17 protein-coding genes are annotated in these 20,854 nt (G+C 52.0%); 9 read left to right on the forward strand and 8 right to left on the reverse strand.

Features of this window, described 5'->3' with window-relative positions; all coding sequences use genetic code 11:
• Position 1: 1 nt before the first annotated feature.
• Positions 2–1,273 carry a TraB/GumN family protein gene (locus EYA77_RS06165; protein ID WP_167816206.1) on the forward strand — a complete coding sequence of 424 codons (1,272 nt, stop codon included), beginning with the start codon at positions 2–4 and terminating at the stop codon, positions 1,271–1,273.
• Positions 1,274–1,291: 18 nt separating this feature from the next.
• Here the strand turns inward: EYA77_RS06165 and EYA77_RS06170 are convergent, their stop codons facing one another.
• Positions 1,292–2,098: a bifunctional 2-polyprenyl-6-hydroxyphenol methylase/3-demethylubiquinol 3-O-methyltransferase UbiG gene (locus tag EYA77_RS06170; RefSeq protein ID WP_245241213.1), complete on the reverse strand. Its 807-nt coding sequence runs from the start codon at positions 2,096–2,098 to the stop codon at positions 1,292–1,294.
• 112 nt (positions 2,099–2,210) lie between these two features.
• Between EYA77_RS06170 and EYA77_RS06175 the strand changes: the two genes are divergently transcribed.
• The 3 genes from EYA77_RS06175 to EYA77_RS06185 all read left to right on the forward strand — a co-directional run bounded on the left by EYA77_RS06175 (position 2,211) and on the right by EYA77_RS06185 (position 5,331).
• The gene (locus EYA77_RS06175; RefSeq protein ID WP_095641791.1) at positions 2,211–2,741 is read left to right on the forward strand and encodes a nitroreductase family protein; all 531 of its coding nucleotides are present in this window, start codon (positions 2,211–2,213) and stop codon (positions 2,739–2,741) included.
• 63 nt (positions 2,742–2,804) lie between these two features.
• Positions 2,805–3,749, forward strand: coding sequence for a metal-dependent hydrolase (locus EYA77_RS06180; protein ID WP_167816208.1), 945 nt, complete (start codon positions 2,805–2,807; stop codon positions 3,747–3,749).
• Positions 3,750–3,879: 130 nt separating this feature from the next.
• On the forward strand, positions 3,880–5,331 hold the full coding sequence (locus tag EYA77_RS06185; protein WP_167816209.1) for a PP2C family protein-serine/threonine phosphatase: 1,452 nt from the start codon (positions 3,880–3,882) through the stop codon (positions 5,329–5,331).
• Between the two features lie 34 nt (positions 5,332–5,365).
• Here the strand turns inward: EYA77_RS06185 and EYA77_RS06190 are convergent, their stop codons facing one another.
• The gene (locus EYA77_RS06190) at positions 5,366–5,662 is read right to left on the reverse strand and encodes an STAS domain-containing protein (RefSeq protein ID WP_042698366.1); all 297 of its coding nucleotides are present in this window, start codon (positions 5,660–5,662) and stop codon (positions 5,366–5,368) included.
• A 27-nt stretch (positions 5,663–5,689) separates the two neighbouring features.
• The gene (locus tag EYA77_RS06195) at positions 5,690–8,065 is read right to left on the reverse strand and encodes an ATP-binding protein (RefSeq protein WP_167816210.1); all 2,376 of its coding nucleotides are present in this window, start codon (positions 8,063–8,065) and stop codon (positions 5,690–5,692) included.
• 753 nt (positions 8,066–8,818) lie between these two features.
• Here EYA77_RS06195 and EYA77_RS06200 point away from each other — a divergent pair.
• The 3 genes from EYA77_RS06200 to EYA77_RS06210 all read left to right on the forward strand — a co-directional run bounded on the left by EYA77_RS06200 (position 8,819) and on the right by EYA77_RS06210 (position 11,511).
• On the forward strand, positions 8,819–10,102 hold the full coding sequence (locus EYA77_RS06200; protein WP_167816211.1) for an orotidine 5'-phosphate decarboxylase / HUMPS family protein: 1,284 nt from the start codon (positions 8,819–8,821) through the stop codon (positions 10,100–10,102).
• Positions 10,099–10,890 carry a lipopolysaccharide assembly protein LapB gene (locus tag EYA77_RS06205; protein WP_167816212.1) on the forward strand — a complete coding sequence of 264 codons (792 nt, stop codon included), beginning with the start codon at positions 10,099–10,101 and terminating at the stop codon, positions 10,888–10,890. Before EYA77_RS06200 ends, EYA77_RS06205 begins: the two co-directional genes overlap by 4 nt.
• Positions 10,891–11,115: 225 nt before the next feature.
• Complete coding sequence (locus tag EYA77_RS06210) at positions 11,116–11,511, forward strand: hypothetical protein (protein WP_167816213.1); 396 nt, start codon at positions 11,116–11,118, stop codon at positions 11,509–11,511.
• Positions 11,512–11,543: 32 nt separating this feature from the next.
• Here EYA77_RS06210 and EYA77_RS06215 read toward each other — a convergent pair whose 3' ends face one another.
• From EYA77_RS06215 to EYA77_RS06235, 5 genes are all read right to left on the reverse strand, one after another.
• Positions 11,544–11,978, reverse strand: a complete 435-nt coding sequence (locus tag EYA77_RS06215) for an ACT domain-containing protein (RefSeq protein ID WP_042698355.1) — start codon at positions 11,976–11,978, stop codon at positions 11,544–11,546.
• A complete protein-coding gene (locus EYA77_RS06220) occupies positions 11,979–13,280 on the reverse strand; it encodes a phenylacetate--CoA ligase family protein (RefSeq protein WP_167816214.1) in 1,302 nt (433 codons plus the stop codon).
• 2 nt (positions 13,281–13,282) lie between these two features.
• Positions 13,283–14,569, reverse strand: coding sequence for a phenylacetate--CoA ligase family protein (locus tag EYA77_RS06225; protein ID WP_167816215.1), 1,287 nt, complete (start codon positions 14,567–14,569; stop codon positions 13,283–13,285).
• A 110-nt stretch (positions 14,570–14,679) separates the two neighbouring features.
• A complete protein-coding gene (locus tag EYA77_RS06230; RefSeq protein WP_167816216.1) occupies positions 14,680–16,557 on the reverse strand; it encodes a type II secretion system F family protein in 1,878 nt (625 codons plus the stop codon).
• Positions 16,558–16,560: 3 nt separating this feature from the next.
• On the reverse strand, positions 16,561–18,855 hold the full coding sequence (locus tag EYA77_RS06235; protein WP_167816217.1) for a type II/IV secretion system ATPase subunit: 2,295 nt from the start codon (positions 18,853–18,855) through the stop codon (positions 16,561–16,563).
• A gap of 153 nt (positions 18,856–19,008) precedes the next feature.
• Here EYA77_RS06235 and EYA77_RS06240 point away from each other — a divergent pair, with 153 nt between their 5' ends.
• Complete coding sequence (locus EYA77_RS06240; protein WP_167816218.1) at positions 19,009–19,914, forward strand: PKD domain-containing protein; 906 nt, start codon at positions 19,009–19,011, stop codon at positions 19,912–19,914.
• A 65-nt stretch (positions 19,915–19,979) separates the two neighbouring features.
• Positions 19,980–20,252 carry a hypothetical protein gene (locus tag EYA77_RS06245; protein ID WP_167816200.1) on the forward strand — a complete coding sequence of 91 codons (273 nt, stop codon included), beginning with the start codon at positions 19,980–19,982 and terminating at the stop codon, positions 20,250–20,252.
• Positions 20,253–20,854: the final 602 nt, after the last annotated feature.

The following is a 20,854-nucleotide window of genomic DNA, read 5'->3' on the forward strand; positions in this document are numbered from 1 at the left end:
AATGACCGAAATACACATCGTTGGAACCGCCCATGTTTCACAAAAAAGCATCGACGAAGTTCGTGAGAAAGTGGAAGCCGCAGATCCCGATGTGATCGCGATCGAACTGGATCCGGGACGTTTTGCCGCACTGAAACAGCAGATGAAGGAGGCACAGGATCAGGAATCAGGTGCCGCTCCAAGCGAAGAGGAGAAAACCCAAGCCCCTGAAGTGAAGAGCCTTTTAAAAGGAAACTTTACGCTGATGATCGTTCAGTGGATCCTTGCCTATGTTCAGCGAAAGATCGGGATGAACGTCGGGATCGAGCCGGGAGCCGAGATGAAAGAGGCGATAAAAATCGCCGAAGAGAAAAATATCAGGCTGCTTCTCATCGACCGGAACATCAATATCACCCTCGCCCGGTTTTGGGGGAACATGAAACTTCTCGAGAAGATCAAGCTTGTCTGGATTCTGATCCGCTCGATCACCGGAACCGATGAGGAGTCGGAAGGCATCGATGCGGAGATGGTCGATTCGCTGACGAATCCGGATATGATCGAGCTGGCTTTAGCGGAGTTCCAGAAGTTTTCCCCGACCGGAGCAAATGCCCTTATCACGGAGAGGGATGCCTATCTGGCGCACGGGATCATCGGTCTGGAGCACAGTTCCTTCGAGCGGGCGGTGGTCGTGGTGGGCGCGGGGCATCTGCCGGGGATCACGAAGTTCCGGGAGAATCCGGAGACCCTGCCTTCCATGAAGAGCCTGAATGAGATGCCGAAGAAGTATCCCTGGGGAAAGATCATCGGCAGTGTGTTCATCGCGATGTTTGCGGTGATCATTCTCGCGATCGCATTTTCCGGAGCGACGGATCTTCTTATCTGGGCGATCATTTACTGGGTGGTGTTGAACGGTCTGTTTGCCGGAGCGGCCACGCTGCTTGTGAGAGGGCACCCGCTTTCTGCGGCGACCGCTGCGGGACTTGCATGGATGACTTCGCTGAATCCGTTCCTTGCCTGCGGATGGTTTGCGGCGATCGTGGAGGCCAGGATGCGGCCGCCGGGACCCGGCGATTTCAAGGCGATCGCAAAAGCGGAAAGCATCAGTGAGATGTTTTCGGTCCCGCTGTTCAAGATCCTGCTCGTGGCGGCGGCGGCGAATATCGGTAGCACTATCGCGACATTTGCGTTCTTTATCTTCCTGACACCCCTCTTAGGGGTCGATCTTGAGATGATGACCGGGATCCTGACGACCGGATTTGCAAACCTCTGGGCATTTCTGACCGGCTGGATCTGAAATCCGATCTTTCTTTTTTTATTTTTCCCACCAGATATGGGCGGTTTTTGAAACGCCGGGAAGAGCAAAGCCTTTGTCTGTTTTGACTGCACGTTCTTCCAGATACCGGTCAATGATCCCTTTCTGTTCGTCGGTCTTTACAAGAAGCCGGGTGTAATAGTCCTGCCGCATCTCCTGAACCGAAGCATACGCCTGTCCTGTATTCCTCGACTCGACCGTAAGGTTTGCATAGATGCCCATCTGGTACAGAACATTCCAGAGAACATCGGCTGTGGGTTCAAAGTTGTACGGTTCGCCGTGCAGAAGCGGCCAGAGCTCGCTGTTTCCGCGGGAAAGGGAAGGGGGGAGAAGGAACCAGAAGAGATGGACAGCAGAAACGGCGCAGTCATCCATTTTTTCGATACATGCACGGATGTTTCCCATCATTAATGAAAGTGAGGCGATCACCACGTCGTGGCGTCCGATCTCCCGGAGGGAAGCTTCCTCCCAGGTCTTTTGTATGATCCGGACGGAAGGGGCGTTCGTGAGTGACCGGTATGCCTCCATCCCCCGGATCATCGGGCCAGACGGCTCCACGACGGTGACGGGGGAACCGGAGAGGGCAAGCGGCACCGAGAGCGTGCCGGGTCCGGCGCCGATGTCCAGGACCGACGACTCCGGCGGGATATCCATCGAGGCAAGCTGCTGTTGGACTCTTCCTCTGTCATCCTTCTGCAGTCTTCTGACATATCTGTCCACATTGACCGGATTATCCCAGAAACTTCCATTGTCCTCACCTGCCTTTCTCTTCTGTTCGAATGCACGGGCGATCTGTTCATCCCACATCCGGATATAGTCCGGCTTTCCAGCACACATATACAATAATGCCTGGTGAAAAGTAATAAACTGCGCGGGCTTGAGAGAAAGACTATTTTACCTTTCACACATAAGGTTAATTATGAATACGAGAAATCCGGGTATTGCAAACTTCGGTGTTACCATCATCCAGTCTAGACACAGTGTCAGAAAGTTTAAAGACGCGGAGATCCCTCCGGAGTTTATCAGAAAAGCCCTCGAATGCGCTTCAAAGGCCCCGACTGCACGAAATGTCCAGCCATGGATCTTTGTTGTCGTGAAAAACAAAGAGACGCTCGCAAAGATCGCAGAACTCGCCCCGAACGGAAAATTCATCGAAGGAGCCGCCGTTGGGTTCCTGGTCTTTGGTAAAGCCGACTGGCAGTATGTGATCGAAGACTGCTCGGCGGCAACCGAAAACCTTCTTCTCGCCCTCCATGCTTATGGATACGGCGGCTGCTGGATCGCCGGCGACAAAAAGGATTACGCAGAAGACGTCCGTAAACTCGTCAATGTCCCGGCCGAGTACAAACTCGTCTCGATCGTTGCGGCCGGCGTTCCGGATGTCGGCGGGATCACTCTCGCAGAGAAGATGCCGCTTGAACGTATCGTCTTTGACGAAAAATACCAGTGATCTGCGGGATCATCCGCACCCTTTTTTTGAGATGAAGAAAACGCCGGATCTTATGCAGAAGATATGCTGATCTTTCATCATCTTTTTCTCGGCCTGATCGTAGGGATCATGCTCGCAGTGATTCTTTCGAATAAATGGGCCGTTCTCTACGGAGGTATCGGAGCGATCCTTCCGGATCTTCTCGATAAACCGCTTGGACAGATCCTTCTCGCGGAGACCATAAACTGGGGAAGGATCTACGCCCACACGCTGATCATAGCCGTGATCCTGATCATCATAGGACTTTTGATCTGGTATAAAAACCGGAAACGGATCCTGCTTCTCTGCATAGGGGCAGGCGTTCTCATCCATCAGCTCGGCGATGCAATGTGGACAGCACCCGTGAACTGGTTTTGGCCGTTTCTCGGACCTTTCCCGCCGTCATCAGAGATGTATCCCCCCATACCGGACGGATATCTGCCGTATCTGTATCTCGCATCATGGATACTGGCAGTGATCGCGGGAGCCGCGGTGATAACCGTTTTGCACCGTCATCTGGGTCATTATCTCGCCCGTGGGGCCGTGGGTAAACGGCTTCTCACCGGAACGGGGATGGTTCTGACGGGAGCAGGAACAATACTGTTGATAAAATATCTCATATGGGATCTGTTTCTCACCGGACCCTGGGCAAATTATTTTGGAACGATGTATCTTCATGAACTGTTGTCGATATCCGAGTGGATATATGGCCTGACCTCCCTCATCCTGATACTCCTGCTTCTCGATTATCCGGTACGTTTTTCACAAACCACAAAAAAACGCATTATCAGGATATGCGGAGCAGGCGTTGTCGGCGTATCTCTTCTTCTCATGCTGTGCATCGGCCTGGGAGTCCCGGCGGATGAGGTGTACGGTGAAACTATTTGGAGGATCCTGGCAGCCGCGGGATTATTTTGCGGAGGGATCGTTCTTCTTTTTCTTGGAGACAGGATATGGGCACTGCCGGATGACAGGGTCTCACCAAAATGATGAGATGTTTCCCGGGCCAAATGACGCGATAATCAAAGCAGAAGATCATTATCCCCGGGCATTAATTTTTTTGGAGACCTGAGGTAAACTCTTATGTGTTAACCATACCTATTGTATATTCTGATAGCGTATGAATGATTTTCTCCTGAACTGGGCAGGTTCCATGGGTATGATTTTCCTAATCTGGCTGTTTTGCGCAGCTATGGTTGATCTGACCATGACACGCCGATATTCCCGTCTGCGCACGGCGGCGCTCTGGGCTGGAGGATTTCTGATACTTGTTGTTCTCACCTCTTTGGTCGATATGATCTACGAGGCGTGTGTCTTTCTTATACCAAGCGGATATGATTTCATTTCTTTTATTGCTGACAGTCTGTTTGTGATGGTCGTTGGTTTCTGGTTTGTTTTTGTATCCTGGAAGATATACCGCGGGACCACATCCTCCAAAATCTTCATCGCATCGTTTATTCTTTTTATCGGCTTAAGCATCTGTGATCTTTCGTTTAGTATCGTCCATATGGTTTTCCCCTGGGATCTCTATCAGCTGAAGTTTGCAACGTGCGTTCTGATTTTGATCATTCTGACTATCGGCCTGATCCTGACGAATCGTTTCCTGATCAAAACAATGCAGGAAACAAACAGAGACCTTCGGGGGGATTTTCGAAATGTCCTGTTCATCCCGCTCGCGGTCTATCTGATCTATGCAGTAATCAGCTCCCTGTGGAACAGTCAGGAAGGAGCCGTATTTTTCATTCCGGAGATCACAACCAGAATCATTTTCATCATTATGGTCATCCTGCTCTATATGCAGGTTTTTTACGGGATAACTAAGACCATCAAACATATCCATATCGATGAAGAGATGCTTCTGGCACATGATCTGCAGTCGAGTATTCTCCCGTCGCCCGGACGATTTGAGAACATGCCCGGAGTTGAGATATTCGCATCGATCTCAGAATCAGAACTTGTCGGCGGGGACTTCTACGATATTATCCGGATCGGAGACTATCATCTCGCCTTTGTCATTGCTGATGTATCGGGCAAAGGTATTTCTGCCGCACTCATGATGATGCGTGTCAAAACCATGATCAAGATGTCAGTACGGGCATTATTTACCCAGCCAGGCAGGATGCTTACCCTGGTAAACCGTGAAATAATGGAAAACAATGATACCTGCAGGTTCGTTACGGTCTTTCTCGGGCTGCTTAACCTCAAAACCGGCCGGTTCACCTACTCATGTGCCGGACACAATCCCCCGATACTCTGCACATGCGGAACCTGTGACCCGCTTGTCTGTGAAAAAGCACCTGGACTTGGAATCATGGACCACACATACATCGATCATCGAACAGTTCTGAAGAGAACTGATACGCTGTTTATGTACACTGACGGAGTAACGGATGCGCAGAACAAAAATGGCGAAATGTACGGGATGGGCCGGCTCCTTTCGCTAGTCCAGAGATCAGACAGTCCTGAAACCATGATCAATTCGGTAACTGAAGATATGAACATCTTTACCGGGGCAAGCGGACAGGCGGACGATATGACGATGCTCGGAGTCAGATACACCGGAGAAGAATAAAAAAAGGAATTAAACCCAAAACACAGTTCTTTACTCACTCTTTTGCCAGAAGATCATCGAACCCCGAGATCTCAAAAACTTCGCGGACCAGACCGCGGGCATTGGTTATTTGTAATGTCCCGGCAGGCCCAAGCATCTTTTTCATAGTCAGGATGATCGAAAGACCGACACTTGACATGTAGGTAAGTTTTGCAAAATTAAGCGTAATGGATGAGATCCCGTCAAGGGACGACTCGGCACATCTCCGAAACTCAGGTGCGCTTTTGGTATCAAGTTTACCATCCAGCTCAAGGATAAGTTTGGATTCATTAACAGTTTTAGTAATTTTCATAGAATTTGTTCTCCCTTTTTTTAGACACTAGTTGTAGAGTTTTTTGTAAACGGTCAGGACGTTCGTTCCGTTCACTCGTTCATATGTGATCCTGTCCGTCAGTTTTTTGGACAGGAATATACCCAAACCGCCGACGTTTCGATCATCGATCGGCAGCGTAACATCCGGCTCTGAAAACTCCAGTGGATTAAACGGAACCCCGGTGTCGGAAAGGATCAGTTTCAGACAGGGGCCGATATGCATCGTTAAGAGCACAGAGCCCGATCCATTCGGATAGGCATAGTTCACGATGTTGACAAACAGCTCTTCGATCACGAGCGTCATCTTGGAGATGAAGGGTTCGGCAACGCCGTTTGGACGAAGTGCAGCATCCACCCACAAAACGATCTCATCCAGACTTTCGACCGTTGCCGGGGTCGTGAGTCTGGCAAAATGCTTCGGATACAGATGGACATACTTCTGATCTGTATATGGCCCCATTTCGGCGCTTACCCTGGATTTTCCACAAACGGTAATGGTATCTTTTTCACAGACGGATGCGGGATCTTCCAGACAGATGGCTGCTTTTTTGCCGTATGCGGTAAATGCCCCGCCCGTGAAGGAAAGACGTTTTACCGCAACCCCGCAGACACTCCCTTCAGCATCAAGATCCCCCTTCATCACCGAAACAGTACTTTGTTCGCCCCGAACCCCGTACACTCCTCCGGAAATATCCATACGGGTCCCGGAAACGATGAGATCGCCGCCTCCAAGAGAGATCCCGCAGGAGTTCTCATCGATGTCAGTTGTTCTGATCTGGAGGGAGCCACCCTTTGCATAGACCGAACCGGAGGTAAGCAGTATGCCGTAGGTATCCGCAGAAATATCGTGCGTTCCGCTGTGGATCAGGAAATCGCCGCCGCGGGAAAAAATGCCCGCATACTGCCCGGATATCTGGACCGCCCCGCCGGAAATGTTGACGGCATTCCCGACATACAATCCGATGTCGCCGGCAATATCAACGACCGCATCGCCAAAGGTCGCGGTACTGCCGGAAAGATGCAGACCAAACTCGTCACCGAATACGGTAAGATATCCTCCCAGTTCTTCAAAGGATCCGGCTGCCTGCAGACCGGTTTTTCCAGACGCAGTCAGCAAACCGGACGCAAGCGTAAGATCGCCGAGCGCGGTAAGACCGGTCAGATATCCGGCCGCATCTATCTTTCCACCAAGGATCGTCATTTTTTTCGCAGCGCGTATCCCGTCTCCGGCCATTCCCGTCCCGCAGATCATCCCGGATCTCTGTGTAAAAGTTCCCTTTACATCTATCCCGGTACCTTCATTGATCGAGGTCAAATTTCCGTTCGTGACCTCAAGATCTCCGTTGACAACAAGGCCGCTTCGGCCACGGATCTCCAGACTCATGCCGGAAAAGAGCAGATCCGTTCCGATACGGACCCCCGCCTCTTTTCCGCTGATGACGGAAACACAGCTGTTTTCCAAAACACAGCTGCCGCCGGTAAGGATCCCGGTCTCTTCCGCTTCGATGGTGACATGCATCTGCGTGAAAACAGCGTCTTTTGAAAAAGTCAGCGCCGCATTTCCCATAACCGCACAACTCCCGCCTGAGAGGCGGCAAAGATCCCCTTTGACGAGAAGACCCGTTTCTTCCCCGTTGATGACGAGATGCAGATCTGTTCCAATCAGGGAGCCGCCGGCCGAAATTCCGGTTCCCGCACTGATCTCCGCGGTGGCTGAAGATATCTGCAGATCGCCTCTTTCAACGATGATCCCGGTTTTCCGGGAAGCTACCCTCAGAAAACAGTTTTTGAGGCTGCACGGACCCCCGCATACCTGGATCCCTATCCCGCCCGGGGTCTCGATCAGATGGGTCCCTCCGTCCAGCAGAAGATGCCCAGCACATTCTATGCCGATATTATCCGCACTAAGCTGAAGGGAGGAGGCTTCTATAGAAATGCCGGCACCTGATCCTGATGTTATACCGGTATCCTGAGATCGGATACTGACGGCCGAACCGGTGATCAGCAGTCCTTTGTGCACACGGATACCGGCTGCCACGCCGGAAATGCCCACATGCACAGACGTTATGGATAATGTTCCCGCATCAACGCAGATGCCTGTTTCACTTTCGGCAAGGATGAGCGATCCTTCACCCGAAATACTCAGATCGCCGTTTCGCACACGTATCCCCGGGCGGTGTTTCCCAACTATGGTATTTTCTGCACCCGAGGCAATGATAGAGATATCCCCAAAACAGTCGATCCCAGTTCCGTGATATGAATAAAGTGAAAGAACACGAGACCCCGCCTCCCAGCTCCAGCCGTCTCCGTAACAATTCTCTTCGGGATTGTAGATTTTTCCGTTGATGACAAGTTGGGCGTCAGAATAGATTTGCGGTGTCATATCCTCAAGTACGTTTTATAGTATGTTTTTGGTATTCATAACTGTATGTCAGGGACCCTTTTGTGAGATGAGTATGAGTTATCAGGGGATTTTCGGAGATTATTCAGAAGAGAGAAGATATGTGCAGGATGATCGAAACGCGCAGTACTGCCCGGGTATTCGATCAGAGATTCCAACCCCGGAGACCGGTTATTTTCTGAATAAATACCCAATAATAATAAAGTATAAATATAACATACTTTTTCAAAAAAGAATAATTTAAATATAATGACACATATATTACTTATTGTCTCTGAACTCAGGACTCAGGGGCTTAATGACACTGGGACGTAAGAAAAAATGACAACCGTAATCGCCGAATTAAAGCGGAGCAGTTTTACGAGGGATACCCATATCCCTTATCACTATCCGGAACGCCCGTCATATAATGCCGATATGGCGGAACTTTATGAAGAAATCTGTGAGAGACCTTTGGGATCATTACTTTCAAATCTGTTAACAGCACATGGATCATGTTCTCCCGAAACTGCCAATGCACGGTGTTTCCTTCTCGAAAAGAGGCACCATTAATAGAGAAAATCTTTAGTAATATTCTGTGATCCAATCACAAAACTCCCTTCTTTTTTCCAAACAGAGATAAAACAAGCCGGACATCCGCAAAGAAATAACGATTCTGTGAACCTCAATGCAGACCTCAGCGTATCTTTTGCTCACCCGCCAGCCTTATCCCCTTCTCCTGCCAAACTATTCTCTATGCAAAGCCCTATCCTCCAGGTAGCTCTTGACGTAACCGAGCTTACCCGGGCACAAAAAATCGCAGAAGAGGCACTTCTCGGAGGTGCCGACTGGATAGAAATAGGCACCCCCCTTGTCAAAAGCGAGGGTATGCAGGCAGTTCGCGCACTCCGGGCGCAGTTTCCGACCACAACACTCGTCGCCGATCTGAAAACATCCGACACCGGCGGTCTGGAGGTCGAGATGGCGGCAAAAGCCGGAGCAAATATCGTCTGCGTTCTCGCGAATACCGATAACGCGGTGATAACGGACGCACTTCGCGGAGCCGCCCTGTACGGTGTTGAGATCATGGCGGATATGATGAATGTCTCTGACGTGGTCACGCGTGCACGGGAACTCGCCGGTCTCGGGGTCCAGATCATCAATGCCCATGTGGGGATCGATCAGCAGATGGAAGGGAAGGATCCGCTGGACCTTCTGGATAAACTCGGCGATCTGCCGGTGAAAATAGCCGTTGCCGGCGGACTGAATGCTGAATCCGCATCCAAAGCCGCGGCACGCGGCGCCGACATCGTGATCGTCGGAGGCTCGATCATCAAAGCGGCCGACGTCACCAAAGCTGCCCGAAATGTGCGGGATGCGATCGACCGGCCGACGGAAGGGACCTCGGTAAAAATCAGTCTGGATGATATGATCCGCGAACTTCTCGAACAGGTCTCCGCCCCGAACGTGACGGACGCCCTTTACCGGAAAGGAGCGATGAGCGGCCTTTCTGTTCAGCATGTCCCGAAGAAGATGATCGGAAAAGCGGTCACCGTACAAACGTTCGGCGGCGACTGGTCAAAACCGGTCCAGGCGATCGATGCCTGCCGGCCGGGGGATGTTCTCGTTATCAGCAATGACAAACGAACCGATATCGCGCCGTGGGGCGAACTTGCCACGCGCTCGGCCGAGAACAAAGGGGTCGCAGGGATCATCATCGACGGCGCCGTACGCGACTGGGATGATATCATCACCCTTGATATACCGGTCTATGCGACGGCGATCCAGCCGAATGCAGGCGAACCGAAAGGATTCGGCGAGATCAACGCCGAGATCTCCTGCTGCGATCAGACCGTGAGGCCGGGCGACTGGCTGATCGGGGATCAGTCCGGGGTCGTTGTTATTCCAAGGGAACGGGCATATGAGGTCGCACGGCGTTCCGTCGAGGTCCAGAAAACAGAAGTCAGGATCAGGGAAGAGATCAGACGAGGGGGGACGCTTGGCAGTCTCTCGCAGCTTCTCAGGTGGGAGAAAAAATGAGCAGAAAACCGCGAGTGGCAAACCCTTCGGACCCGGTTCTCTGGTGCAAGGAGGCGGCCGGGCTGATGGCACGCGGCGATGAGAAAGGCGCGATCTTCTGTTATCAGGAGTCGGTCAAACTCCGGCCGGGCGTCTCCGATGTCTGGTACAATCTCGCCCTTCTCTTTGAGAAAACCGGCGAAAGAAAAGAAGCACTGGCAACGCACATCACGGCCGGAAAACTGTTTCCAAGCGATCACCGGTTTCCCGCAGAGCGTGCCAGGCTTCTTGCCGAATCCGGAAAATATTCCGAGGCGGTCTCAGCAATTTCGGGGGCTCTCGTGATCTCACCCCACTCCCCGACCCTGCTTGCAAACAAAGCAGGTTACCTCATCTTTGCGGATGATCCCGGGGAAGCCTTACAGACAGCAGAACAGGCGCTCGCGATCGATCCGGGATGTTCGCTTGCAATTCTCCACAAAGCCCATGCACAGGCCGCGCTCGGCGATGCGGAAAAGGCAAAAGATACCCTTAGAGCCGGGCTCTCAGCCATGCCGGATGACTGCCGCCTGCAGAAACTGCTGGCAAATATCCTGATAAGAACCAAAGAATATGAAGAGGGTCTTGCATCAATAGAAAAAGTCCTTCTGCTCGACCCAAACGATGCCGAAAGCTGGAGCCTGAAAGGCGCGGCCAGTGCATATCTGAACCGGAAAGAAGACGCCGTCTCTGCATTCGAACGGGCAATGAAGCTTGATCCAAAAGAGAAGGCCTACCGGAAAAACCGCGACGCGGTGCGGAAAGGATAGACCTCATCATTCTTTTTTCAGTAGGACTTACGCAGTGTGATCTCAACCGGAAAAACAACTGAGGTCCTTTGAGATGTACGTCGATTTCGTTCACGGGATTAGTGTAGACACAAAAGAATATTTAACCGCGAATCTCCGCGAATTAACGCGAATCGCATTTTCCTTACGTTCGGGTGCTCTGCTTCGGCTGATGCGTGCAAATCGAAGATTTGCGTGCCGCCTCAAATGGGCTTTGCCCATTTGGGCTTCGCCTACGCAGGAATCGCACCCTCTCTTGAAAAATGCTATCGGAAAAACCCGCGTGCGGGTTTTTCTGTTGTTTCATTATTTTTTCGATTACACAAAATGAGAAGGTTACGGAGAGAAAAACCGGCACGCCGGTTTTTCCCCAGTATTTTTCCAGACGGCGTGCGATTCCTGCGTAGGCGATCAGCCGGAGCAGAGCACGACGGCGCAAGAAAAATGCGATTCGCGTTAATTCGCGGAGGCGTGCAAGCCGAAGGCTTGCGTGCCGCCTCAAATGAGCAAAAGCTCATTTGGGCTTATTCGCGGTTTGTTTTTCTCATGCTTCCACACCCAACAAACTCCTTCCAGAACTGGAGCCATATCAACACCGCGTAACTCCTATAAAAAAAGAAAAAAAGTTTCAGATATCAGAAGTTGTAATCTTTCGCCGGAAGCAGTTCGATGCCGGCTTCCACGATTTTTAATGCCGCTTCCCGCGGATTTGTCACTTTCACGATCAACGCGCCGTACTCGCCCGAACGGAACGCATACGCATACTCGATGTTAATATTAAGACCGCCCAGAAGATTTGCAACTTCATACAGGCCGCCCGGCACATCCTTCATTTTGATCGCGAGAACATCCGTATACTGCAAAGCATAATTCTGCTTCGCAAACTCATTGAACGCGATCTCCGGTTTATCTACGATCGCCCGGACGACCCCGAAGTTATTTGCTTCGGCTATGTTGAATGCCTGGATGGATACGCCGGTGTCAAGAAAAATCTTCGCGATCGCGGCAAGCTTCCCGGCCTTATTCTCTGAAAATATCGACAACTGTTTGATGATGTATTTTTCCGTCATTTAGATCACCCGATGATCGATTACACGTTTTGCTTTACCCTCAAAACGCGGGAGGGAGTTCGGCGGACAGAGCTCGATCTTGGCAGAGACATTCAGTGCATCCCGAAGAGCGCGCTCGGTACGCATCTGCATCTCCATGAGACCGTTAATACTATCTGTCATCGCATCAGGCTTTAATTCTACCTTTACGAGCATATCGTCAAGAGGGCCGGTCCTGAACACCTCGATCATGAAATGGCTTGTCAGATACGGGTTTTTCAGGAGAGCATGCTCGATCGCAGACGGGAACACATTGATCCCGCGGATGATCAGCATATCATCGACCCTGCCCTGCAGACGGTCGATCCGCGGCGACGTTCTGCCGCATGCACAATCTCCTTCAAGGATCGACGTGATATCTCCGATCCGGTACCGGATCATCGGGATCGCCTCCTTTTTCAGGACCGTGATCGTCAGTTCTCCCTTCTCACCCGGAGGGAGCTGCTCGCCGGTCTTTGGATCGATGATCTCGGTGTAAGCGATATCTCCGCAGATATGCATACCGTTCAGCTCACTGCAGTCCGTAAACATCGGACCTGAGATCTCAGACGTCCCAAAAATGTTGTGCGCCGTAACTCCCGACTCGGCATAGATATACCGGCGCATCGCATCCGTCCACGGCTCGGCGCCGAGAACGGCGGTCCGAAGAAGGGTATCCTTGCTGAAGTCCACGCCCATTTTTTTGGCGACATCGATCAGATGGATGAAATACGACGGAGTACAGGCTATCGCCGTCGTTTTCAGATCCTGGATTAACTCTATCTGCCGCTCGGAGTTTCCGGTAGATGCCGGGATCACCGTCGCACCGACCTTCTCGCCGCCGTAATGCAGACCGAGACCGCCGGTAAACAGACCGTATCCATAGCAGACCTGCAAAACATCCTTTTTGCCGATCCCGCACGAAACAAGAGAGCGGGCGACGCACTCGCTCCAGAGATCGATATCGTTCTGCGTGTAGGCAACGACCGTCGGCTTGCCGGTCGTTCCTGATGAAACATGATATCTGACGAGATCGTCGTGAGGAACGCAGACGAGCCCGTCCGGATAATTATCACGGAGATCCGTCTTTTTCATGAACGGCAGCTTGGTGATATCTGTGATTGACGTGATGTCTGCGGGCTTCACGCCGGACTCTGCCATCTTTGTATGATAGAATACCGATGAATCATACAGACGCGTGACAAGTTTTTTCAGTTCCTGATACTGAAGCTTTGCAAGCTCCTCTTTTGGCATCGTCTCGATCTTTTCGTTATAATACGGCATACTTAAATGACCCTCCGGTCAACGACTCTCTTTGCTTTCCCTTCGAAGCGGGGGAGAGACCCCGGCTCCACGAGATCGACCTTCGCACGCAGCGTGAGCGTCTCCTGCAGAGCCCTCATGATCTTTGTCTGCAGCTTCGAGAGATCCTGAAGTTCTCCCGAGAAGATATTTTTATTCATCTCCACCTCGATCATCATCTCATCAAGATGGTTCACCCGGTCGATGTAGACCATAAACTGGTCACCCACTTCCGGGATATTTTTCAGCACATGCTCGATCTGACTCGGGAACACGTTGATCCCCCGAACCGTCAGCATGTCGTCGCTTCTGCCGAGAAGTCTTGCGATCTTCTGACCGCGGCCGCACGGACACTCATCCTCCATGAGCATCGTGATATCGCCGGTCCGATACCGTAAGAGAGGCATGGCCTCCTTCATGATCGGCGTTACGACCATCTCTCCTTTCTCTTCGGGACCGAGCACCTCGCCGGTCTTCGGATCGATGATCTCGACGATATAACAGTCATGCCAGATATGGAGACCATCCTGTTCTGGGCATTCAAAAGCAACGCCCGGACCGAAAAGTTCGCTCATCCCGTAACTGTCATACGCCTTGATGCCGAGACGGTTCTCCAGATCGCGGCGCATATTCTCCGACCAGGCTTCCGCTCCGAAACAGCCGATCTCAAGCGACGCAAGATCCGCATGCATCTCCTCTGCCACCTCGGTCAGATGCATCGCATAACTCGGCGTGCAGTGAAGACCGCGTACCCTGAAGTCCTGGATCATCTCGATCTGCCGTTTGGTATTCCCGACGCCTGACGGAACGACGGCGCAGCCGATCTTCTCAGCCCCCATATGGATCCCGAGGCCGCCGGTGAAAAGAGAGTAGTTCGATGCATTCTGAAAAATATCGCCGGCGCGAAGCCCGACCATCGTCAGGTTCCGTGCGATAAGTTCCGACCACATATTGAGATCGTTTTTCGTATAGGCCACGACCGTCGGTTTCCCGGTCGTCCCTGACGTCGTATGGATCCGGTTGACCTGGTTCATCGGCACCGCCAAAAAGCCGAACGGATATCCGCCGCGAAGATCTGCTTTCTTCGTGAACGGGATCTTTGCCAGATCGTCAAGCGATCTGATATCAGACGGGGTAATTCCCGCTTCCCTGAACAGGGTATTGTAGAAACCGATATTCTGCGTCCGTGCAACCGTTTCCTTCAGACGCTTGAGCTGAAGCTCTTCAAGATCCGGGCCGGACAGGGTTTCCATCTTCTCATTCCAGAACATAACGTTAAGTCCTTTGCAGATGGGGGCATGACATGGTGTGTCATGCTACACTTTAGCACCCTATTACATTGTTTTATACGAACATAATGGTTATGACTCGGACTTTATCACTACATGACCATGCCGACGAACATAAACGCAAGTGAGCCGAGGGTAAGCATGACACACGAGTAAAGGACGCCGCCCTTGATCGAACCGGTGCCCATCATTCCGGCCACAAGTCCGGAGCAGAATCCGTGAATAAGGATCGAGTGGTAGATGATCATCTGATAGAGCTGGGCGGGGAAAGAGGAGCCCGAACTGGAACTTAAGTAGGAGAGGGACTCGGCATTCTCCGTCATGATGTTCAAAAACACCTCAGACATGATGATCTGCACGAATACGAATACGGCGAACGCCATGAAAACGATGACGATATACACACCCATATCGCTTTTTCGTTCCCGTTTCAGCGACTCCCTGTTCTTTGCCTCATGATACTGCAGATCGATCGTGAGCGAGAGATCGTTGGTGAAGTGTTCGGTCTGGGAGAGAAGAATGACCAGCCGGTCGACGGAGAGATTTTTCATCCGGTCGGCAAACCGTTTCAGGGCGGATGAGAGTCTCACCCCCCAGACAAGATCGCGGGAGAGCACACGGATGTCCTCCTGGATGTAGCTTTTTCCCTCCTGGGCGGTGAGTTCGATGGCATGGGTCAGCGTCATGTTGTATTTTACCAGAGAACTCAGCTGACGGCAGAAGTCGGGAAGGGCGCCTTCGACCTTGTCTATTCTGCGGTTATACGAACGATAGCTAAATGCATAGGGTATGAGGGCCACCAGAAGCATAACGATGATCACATCATCGACCGCCATACCCCATTCATAGATCATGTACGGATTGAAAAGGGCATTGACGGTCGTGAGGTAGAGAACAACACCGACGAGCAAAGATACCGGGACGCTGAAGACGAACACCTTCGCCGGATCCTCGCGGATCGCAGCTCTGGGGTTTCGGAAAAACTCCAGAAACCTCAGCCGTTTGTCATACTTCTCCATCATCTCATAGAGGCGGGTCTCATCCTCCTTGGGCTTGGTGATCGTAAGATGAGGATAGAGAGGAGCGTTCGACATGGGCATCTGGATACGTTTGATGATGTAGGTCTGGCCGAGTGCATCCAGCAGAAGAAGAAACATCACGGTTCCTATCGGCAGCATAAGATATACTACGATAGCGAGGATCATGGGGTCCGATCCCGAGATAAGGCCGATGACCATGATGACGATCACGACAAAAAGGGGGCCTGCCACGAACATGGTGATATACATCTCGGCGATAGCGCCAAGCGAGGAGAGGTAGCTTCTCTGATCGATCTCTCCCTCTTTTTGCATCTCCCGAAGTTTGCCGTACAAAAATACCTCGGCGTTACCGATCGATCGGTAGGTTGCCGACAGTTCGGTCAGGAAGAACCGGAGTTTGTCGGAAGGCGTGGTCTCGGCGAGCCGCTGGATGGCGGTGAACTGATCGTAGCCGCAGAACTCCATATCCGAGACGACCTGACGGAACTCTTTTGCGGCATCTCCATAGTAATCGGCATATCTGGCGATCGAATGGAGCGAGGCGTAGAGCGTGGCGCCGCAGTGATGAAGGGCATACATGAAGGAGACCATTTCATACATGGATGCTTCGATGAACCGCTTCCGGCTGCGCATCTCAAGCTTGGGGTAGGAGATGATCGCGTAGTAGACGGAGACGTTGGCGAGAATGGCGATACCAACTGTCAGGGGGTAGGAGAAGAAGACATATTCAATATCGGCAAACAGGTTTGCAACCGGGAAGAAGAACAGGTCGATGAAAACGAAGGCAAAGATGATGAGAAGAGTTGCGATGAAGCCGAATACACGGGCATAACGGACGAGTCCCTTGACGTCGATATCGATGCGTGCGGAAAAGAGCTCCTTTTCCAGCTGACGGACGCGTTCAGGGGATGGCGTTAAGGGATTTCTCATGACCTACGGCTGCTTCTTTTCCGGAGGGGATCCGGAGGTCTGTTCATCTGCATACAGATCAAACGAGGTGAGCTCACGGTCCGCTTCCACTTCGAAGAGAGGGTCGGGTTCCGGTTCAGACGGGCCGAAGATCTCCTCTTCTGAATGGAGAGGGGCATGGATGTCAAAGAAATAATCCTCACTCGCAGCCTCCGGCTCTGACTCGTATAAAGAGGGTTCCTCCACGGGTTCGGGCTCAACTTCGTCCGGAGAGGGCTCCGCAGGGATCTCGGCCTCCGGTTCTTCTTCGTATGAAGCTGGCTCCGCAGGGATCTCAGCCTCCGGTTCTTCTTCGTATGAATATGGCTCCGCAGGGATCTCAGCCTCCGGTTCTTCTTCGTATGAATATGGCTCCACAGGCATCTCAGCCGCCGGTTCGGCTTCTTCCGGAGAAAGGTCCGCAGGGGTCTCCAGAACCGGCGCGGAATCCGCTATCGAAGGCTGTTCGCCGGAAACTGCCAGCGGAGCGGCGGCAGACGAAGGAACTTCGAGATCCGAATCGTCCGCGTTAGCGGAGGGTTCAGGAATATAACAGACCCGACCCGACGCATCCCCGCGGTCAGAGACAGAGGATCCGCGCCCGTACGCAGCGTCCGACTCGGCGGGCCCGTCCACCATCTCCGGATACTCATCCCTGCTGACCGGCCGGTTGGCAAGCGTCTCATGCAGCTTGCATTTTCCGGGCAGGATCTGGGTGAGATCCGCAATATTTGCCATAACATACTTCGGTCTTGAGAGAAACAGCCAGACGATCCTGGCAAAATCCCGGTAATCCCTGATATCCTGATCAAGCATCGCCTGCAAAATCGCGGTCCTTCTGCGCAGATCCTCGCCCATCGTCGTCATATTCATGCCGGTTTTCTCTGCGATAGAAGCATAGACCCGGGAAGAACCTGAGAAACTCGGGGCATCCTTCTCGTAATTATACTGATATACCGTATTGATCTCAAGCTCGCCTTTATCTGTCAGACCCACGATCTCGGTGATCTCCTTACATCTGCGGACCTGCTTTTTGTTGCGGAACATACTTGCCTGACAAAGAACGATATCCAGCGTCTCGATCGTTGCCTTCGGCACGTTGAGGGGCTCGTTTTCCAGACGACGGATTGCCATCGCCACGTCTCCGCCATGCAGAGTGGAGTAGGTCGTGTGTCCCGAGTTCATCGCCTGGAAAAGTGTCTGCGCCTCGACACCTCTGACCTCACCAAGCAGGATGTACTCGGGTCTCTGCCGCATCGCCGCTTTCAGCAGATCGAACATGGTGATATCCCGCTGAGCAGTGGAAGCGCCGGATGTAAGCGGCACCAGACTCGCGATCCAGTTGTCATGATCCAGCATGATCTCGCGGGTATCCTCGATGGAAACCACCTTCGAAAGGGCAGGAATGAACTGGGAAATAGCGTTCAGGGTAGTGGTTTTTCCCGAAGCCGTCCCTCCGACGATCAGAACCGAGTAGTTATACTGGACCGCCATCCAGAGATAGACCATTTCCTGAATCGTAAATGTATTATTGACCAGCAGATCGATCGGGGAGAACGGATTATTACGGAACTTGCGGATCGTAAACGAAGAACCGCGGGTCGAGACCACCGTACTGTAGGTCAGCTGGATACGCGACCCGTCGGACAAGGTCGCGTCCACGATCGGGTTGGAAAGCGAGATGTGTTTTCCTGCTTTCTGTGCGAACAGGACCACCAGACTGTCGAGTTCACGGGGATCAGTGAAGAAGATCGAGGTCTTGATGTCCCGGTACTTGCGGTGATACAGATAGACCGGCAGATCATACCCGGAACAGGAGATATCCTCGATGTCATGATCCCCGCGGAGGATATCGACCCTTCCCCAGCCGAAAAACGTGCGTTTCAGATAATATCTGAGTTTATAGACCGTGGCGTTGGTGATCGGCAGATCATAGGAGTCGAGCAGGTAGTCGATTGATTCATACAGGACATCCTTCATCTCGGTCATCTCGATATCCTTCAGGATCAGCAGGTCACGGACAGCCGGCTGAAGACGTTCGAGAAGGTCGGCTTCAAAAGGAGTCAGCCCGGGTTCGTGGGCGATGTAGACGTTTTCATACTCGGATGTCCGGATGATGGTGACCCGCGTGAGACCGGGTTCGATCCAGTAGGCTTCGAGAACTTCGTCAGTTTTTCGGAGTTTGGGAGAGACTAAAGACCCGTCCCGTTCGAAATCATACTCAGGGAGGGTCTCATATTCATCCTCTTTTGTCTCTTCCCTCTTTTTTTTGCCGAACATCAGTACGTATTCCCGTGAAATTATTTTCAGCGCCTGACTGCACTATTATAGTATGAACAATAGATTTGCTTACTGCAGTAATATAATTTCCTTAGATGATGAATATATTCCTTCGCAAAGAAGTATATTTGCGGAGAGGAAACGCATAGTATCATGGCTGAAGACGGCAGAGGAGGGGAAAGCGGCGTGTCGCCGGTGATCGCCGCACTTTTGATCCTGGCGCTCACTGTTCTGCTGACCGGCGTTTTGGCGGTCGGGATCCTTTCGGTTGGGATGCAGGATCCGGCGCCGGCGGCAGGGATCATGATCTCGGAAAATACCGGGGTGATTACTCTCGCCCATTTTTCTGGAGCGACGCTTTCTGCGGGGGAGTATGCCGTTTTGGTGAACGGTATCGATCAGACCGCGCATTTTCAGGCGGATGAGCGGGATTTTGGCCCGGGAATGAAACTGACCTGGGAGTACGGAATGACAAAACCGCTTGGTTCGGTGTCTGTTGTGTATACGGGCGGGGGAAGGTCAGTGGTGATCGCTGAGAAACAGTTTTCCCGGGAGGGAAAAGGAGAGGTGAATGCGGCATTTACTGCCGTGATAATAGAAGGTAAAAATGCCACAAGCCAGGTGAAGACGGGCGTTTCAGGGACAAAACCTCTTCCGGGAGTGATCGCCGGTCAGGCTGATCTTTGGGTGGTTCCGGATCAAGGATCCGATCAGGTGACGATCGCGTTCACCGCTGATGAGGAGGGGTCTGATCTGACTTTTTCCTGGACGAGCGGGAACGGGCAGACTGCCTCCGGAAGGACGGCGGATTTTGTCTATGATTCTGCGGGTTCCTATACGGTTCGTCTGGATGTTTTGAATACGGCATCCGGCGAGTCGGGATCGGATTCGATGAAGATCTCTGTGCGGGATCCGGGACTTTCGGCGATGACGTGGGTGAAGAGGGATACACTCGTTACCGGCGGGTTTGCAGCGAGGACGACGACTGGCGGGATCGGACTGGACAGAAACTCAGGGGGTGGGCATTTCAGTACAATGATCCCAGATTTTTTGGAGTAGAGTTTAAAGTAGTGCTTACCGATTCTGTAACTAAATCATTTAATCATGTACGATCAAGAGAGGAGATGGTTCCGGGAATCTGGTATCATGCAGCGGGAGTTGTCAGAGATTCCGGGACAACTGCGGCAGAGACGCTCAGAATTTATGTGAACGGCGTGTATCCGGCTTCTGCTGTGTATGATACAAATCCTGCCGGTCTGCGGTACCTGGATCCGTCAAGTTCCGCGGTCTATGTGAATCCCTCGTTCAACGTGTCATCATACTCTGAAGTGCCGTTTCCTCTGAGCGGTGCGGAGATCGCTGCGATCTATGCTGCCGAGAGGGATGATCCGCGGTGATGAGGAGGGGATTTCCGGCCGAAATATCTGATCCCAGGGTAAGATGGAGAGAGTGTCTGCCGGTCTTTGCCCCTCTTCTTCTGCTCGGGCACTTTGCATTTTCCTCCCCCTCTCGCAATTCCAAGATTTGGTCGGCTGAGGCCACCCTTACAGGGTAGCCCTCCTCAGCTAAGATCGCCGGTTGTGCCGTCAATCCGCCTCCGCTGAGGGACCTAAAGGTCCCCGTCTCTCATTTTACGAAACTTCCACTAGAAAACCACCTTTTCCACTCCAAAAAACCACCCAGTCAAACCCCAAAACCATCCGAACTCCACTCGAAAACCATCATTTCGATTCGAAAATCACCCTCCGTCGATCAAAAATACTCCTCTCCCGACCCCAAAATACCACACCTCAAACAAAAAATACGCCGAATCCTGCCGATTTCCCCGGCGAAACATCAAGACTATATAAACTAACCAACAGGCGCCTGAAAAAAACGATGACCCCCGACAGACTACCTACCTAGGTAGTGACCTAGAGCGGAAGAAAAAACTCTCATCAATCACTTTTTTTTTAGGCGCCTGGTCTATTATTATTATTATTTTATGTACAGTACAGAA

The organism is Methanocorpusculum sp. GPch4, from assembly GCF_012062385.1.
In the GTDB taxonomy this organism is placed as follows: Archaea; Halobacteriota; Methanomicrobia; order Methanomicrobiales; family Methanocorpusculaceae; genus Methanocorpusculum; species Methanocorpusculum parvum.

Excerpts from the sequence above, each read along its gene's own strand:
- EYA77_RS06165 (WP_167816206.1), top strand. The coding sequence starts at position 2 with ATGACCGAAATACACATCGTTGGAACCGCCCATGTTTCACAAAAAAGC.
- EYA77_RS06170 (WP_245241213.1), bottom strand. The coding sequence starts at position 2,098 with ATGTGGGATGAACAGATCGCCCGTGCATTCGAACAGAAGAGAAAGGCA.
- EYA77_RS06175 (WP_095641791.1), top strand. The coding sequence starts at position 2,211 with ATGAATACGAGAAATCCGGGTATTGCAAACTTCGGTGTTACCATCATC.
- EYA77_RS06180 (WP_167816208.1), top strand. The coding sequence starts at position 2,805 with ATGCTGATCTTTCATCATCTTTTTCTCGGCCTGATCGTAGGGATCATG.
- EYA77_RS06185 (WP_167816209.1), top strand. The coding sequence starts at position 3,880 with ATGAATGATTTTCTCCTGAACTGGGCAGGTTCCATGGGTATGATTTTC.
- EYA77_RS06190 (WP_042698366.1), bottom strand. The coding sequence starts at position 5,662 with ATGAAAATTACTAAAACTGTTAATGAATCCAAACTTATCCTTGAGCTG.
- EYA77_RS06195 (WP_167816210.1), bottom strand. The coding sequence starts at position 8,065 with ATGACACCGCAAATCTATTCTGACGCCCAACTTGTCATCAACGGAAAA.
- EYA77_RS06200 (WP_167816211.1), top strand. The coding sequence starts at position 8,819 with ATGCAAAGCCCTATCCTCCAGGTAGCTCTTGACGTAACCGAGCTTACC.
- EYA77_RS06205 (WP_167816212.1), top strand. The coding sequence starts at position 10,099 with ATGAGCAGAAAACCGCGAGTGGCAAACCCTTCGGACCCGGTTCTCTGG.
- EYA77_RS06210 (WP_167816213.1), top strand. The coding sequence starts at position 11,116 with ATGGGCTTTGCCCATTTGGGCTTCGCCTACGCAGGAATCGCACCCTCT.
- EYA77_RS06215 (WP_042698355.1), bottom strand. The coding sequence starts at position 11,978 with ATGACGGAAAAATACATCATCAAACAGTTGTCGATATTTTCAGAGAAT.
- EYA77_RS06220 (WP_167816214.1), bottom strand. The coding sequence starts at position 13,280 with ATGCCGTATTATAACGAAAAGATCGAGACGATGCCAAAAGAGGAGCTT.
- EYA77_RS06225 (WP_167816215.1), bottom strand. The coding sequence starts at position 14,569 with ATGTTCTGGAATGAGAAGATGGAAACCCTGTCCGGCCCGGATCTTGAA.
- EYA77_RS06230 (WP_167816216.1), bottom strand. The coding sequence starts at position 16,557 with ATGAGAAATCCCTTAACGCCATCCCCTGAACGCGTCCGTCAGCTGGAA.
- EYA77_RS06235 (WP_167816217.1), bottom strand. The coding sequence starts at position 18,855 with ATGTTCGGCAAAAAAAAGAGGGAAGAGACAAAAGAGGATGAATATGAG.
- EYA77_RS06240 (WP_167816218.1), top strand. The coding sequence starts at position 19,009 with ATGGCTGAAGACGGCAGAGGAGGGGAAAGCGGCGTGTCGCCGGTGATC.
- EYA77_RS06245 (WP_167816200.1), top strand. The coding sequence starts at position 19,980 with ATGGTTCCGGGAATCTGGTATCATGCAGCGGGAGTTGTCAGAGATTCC.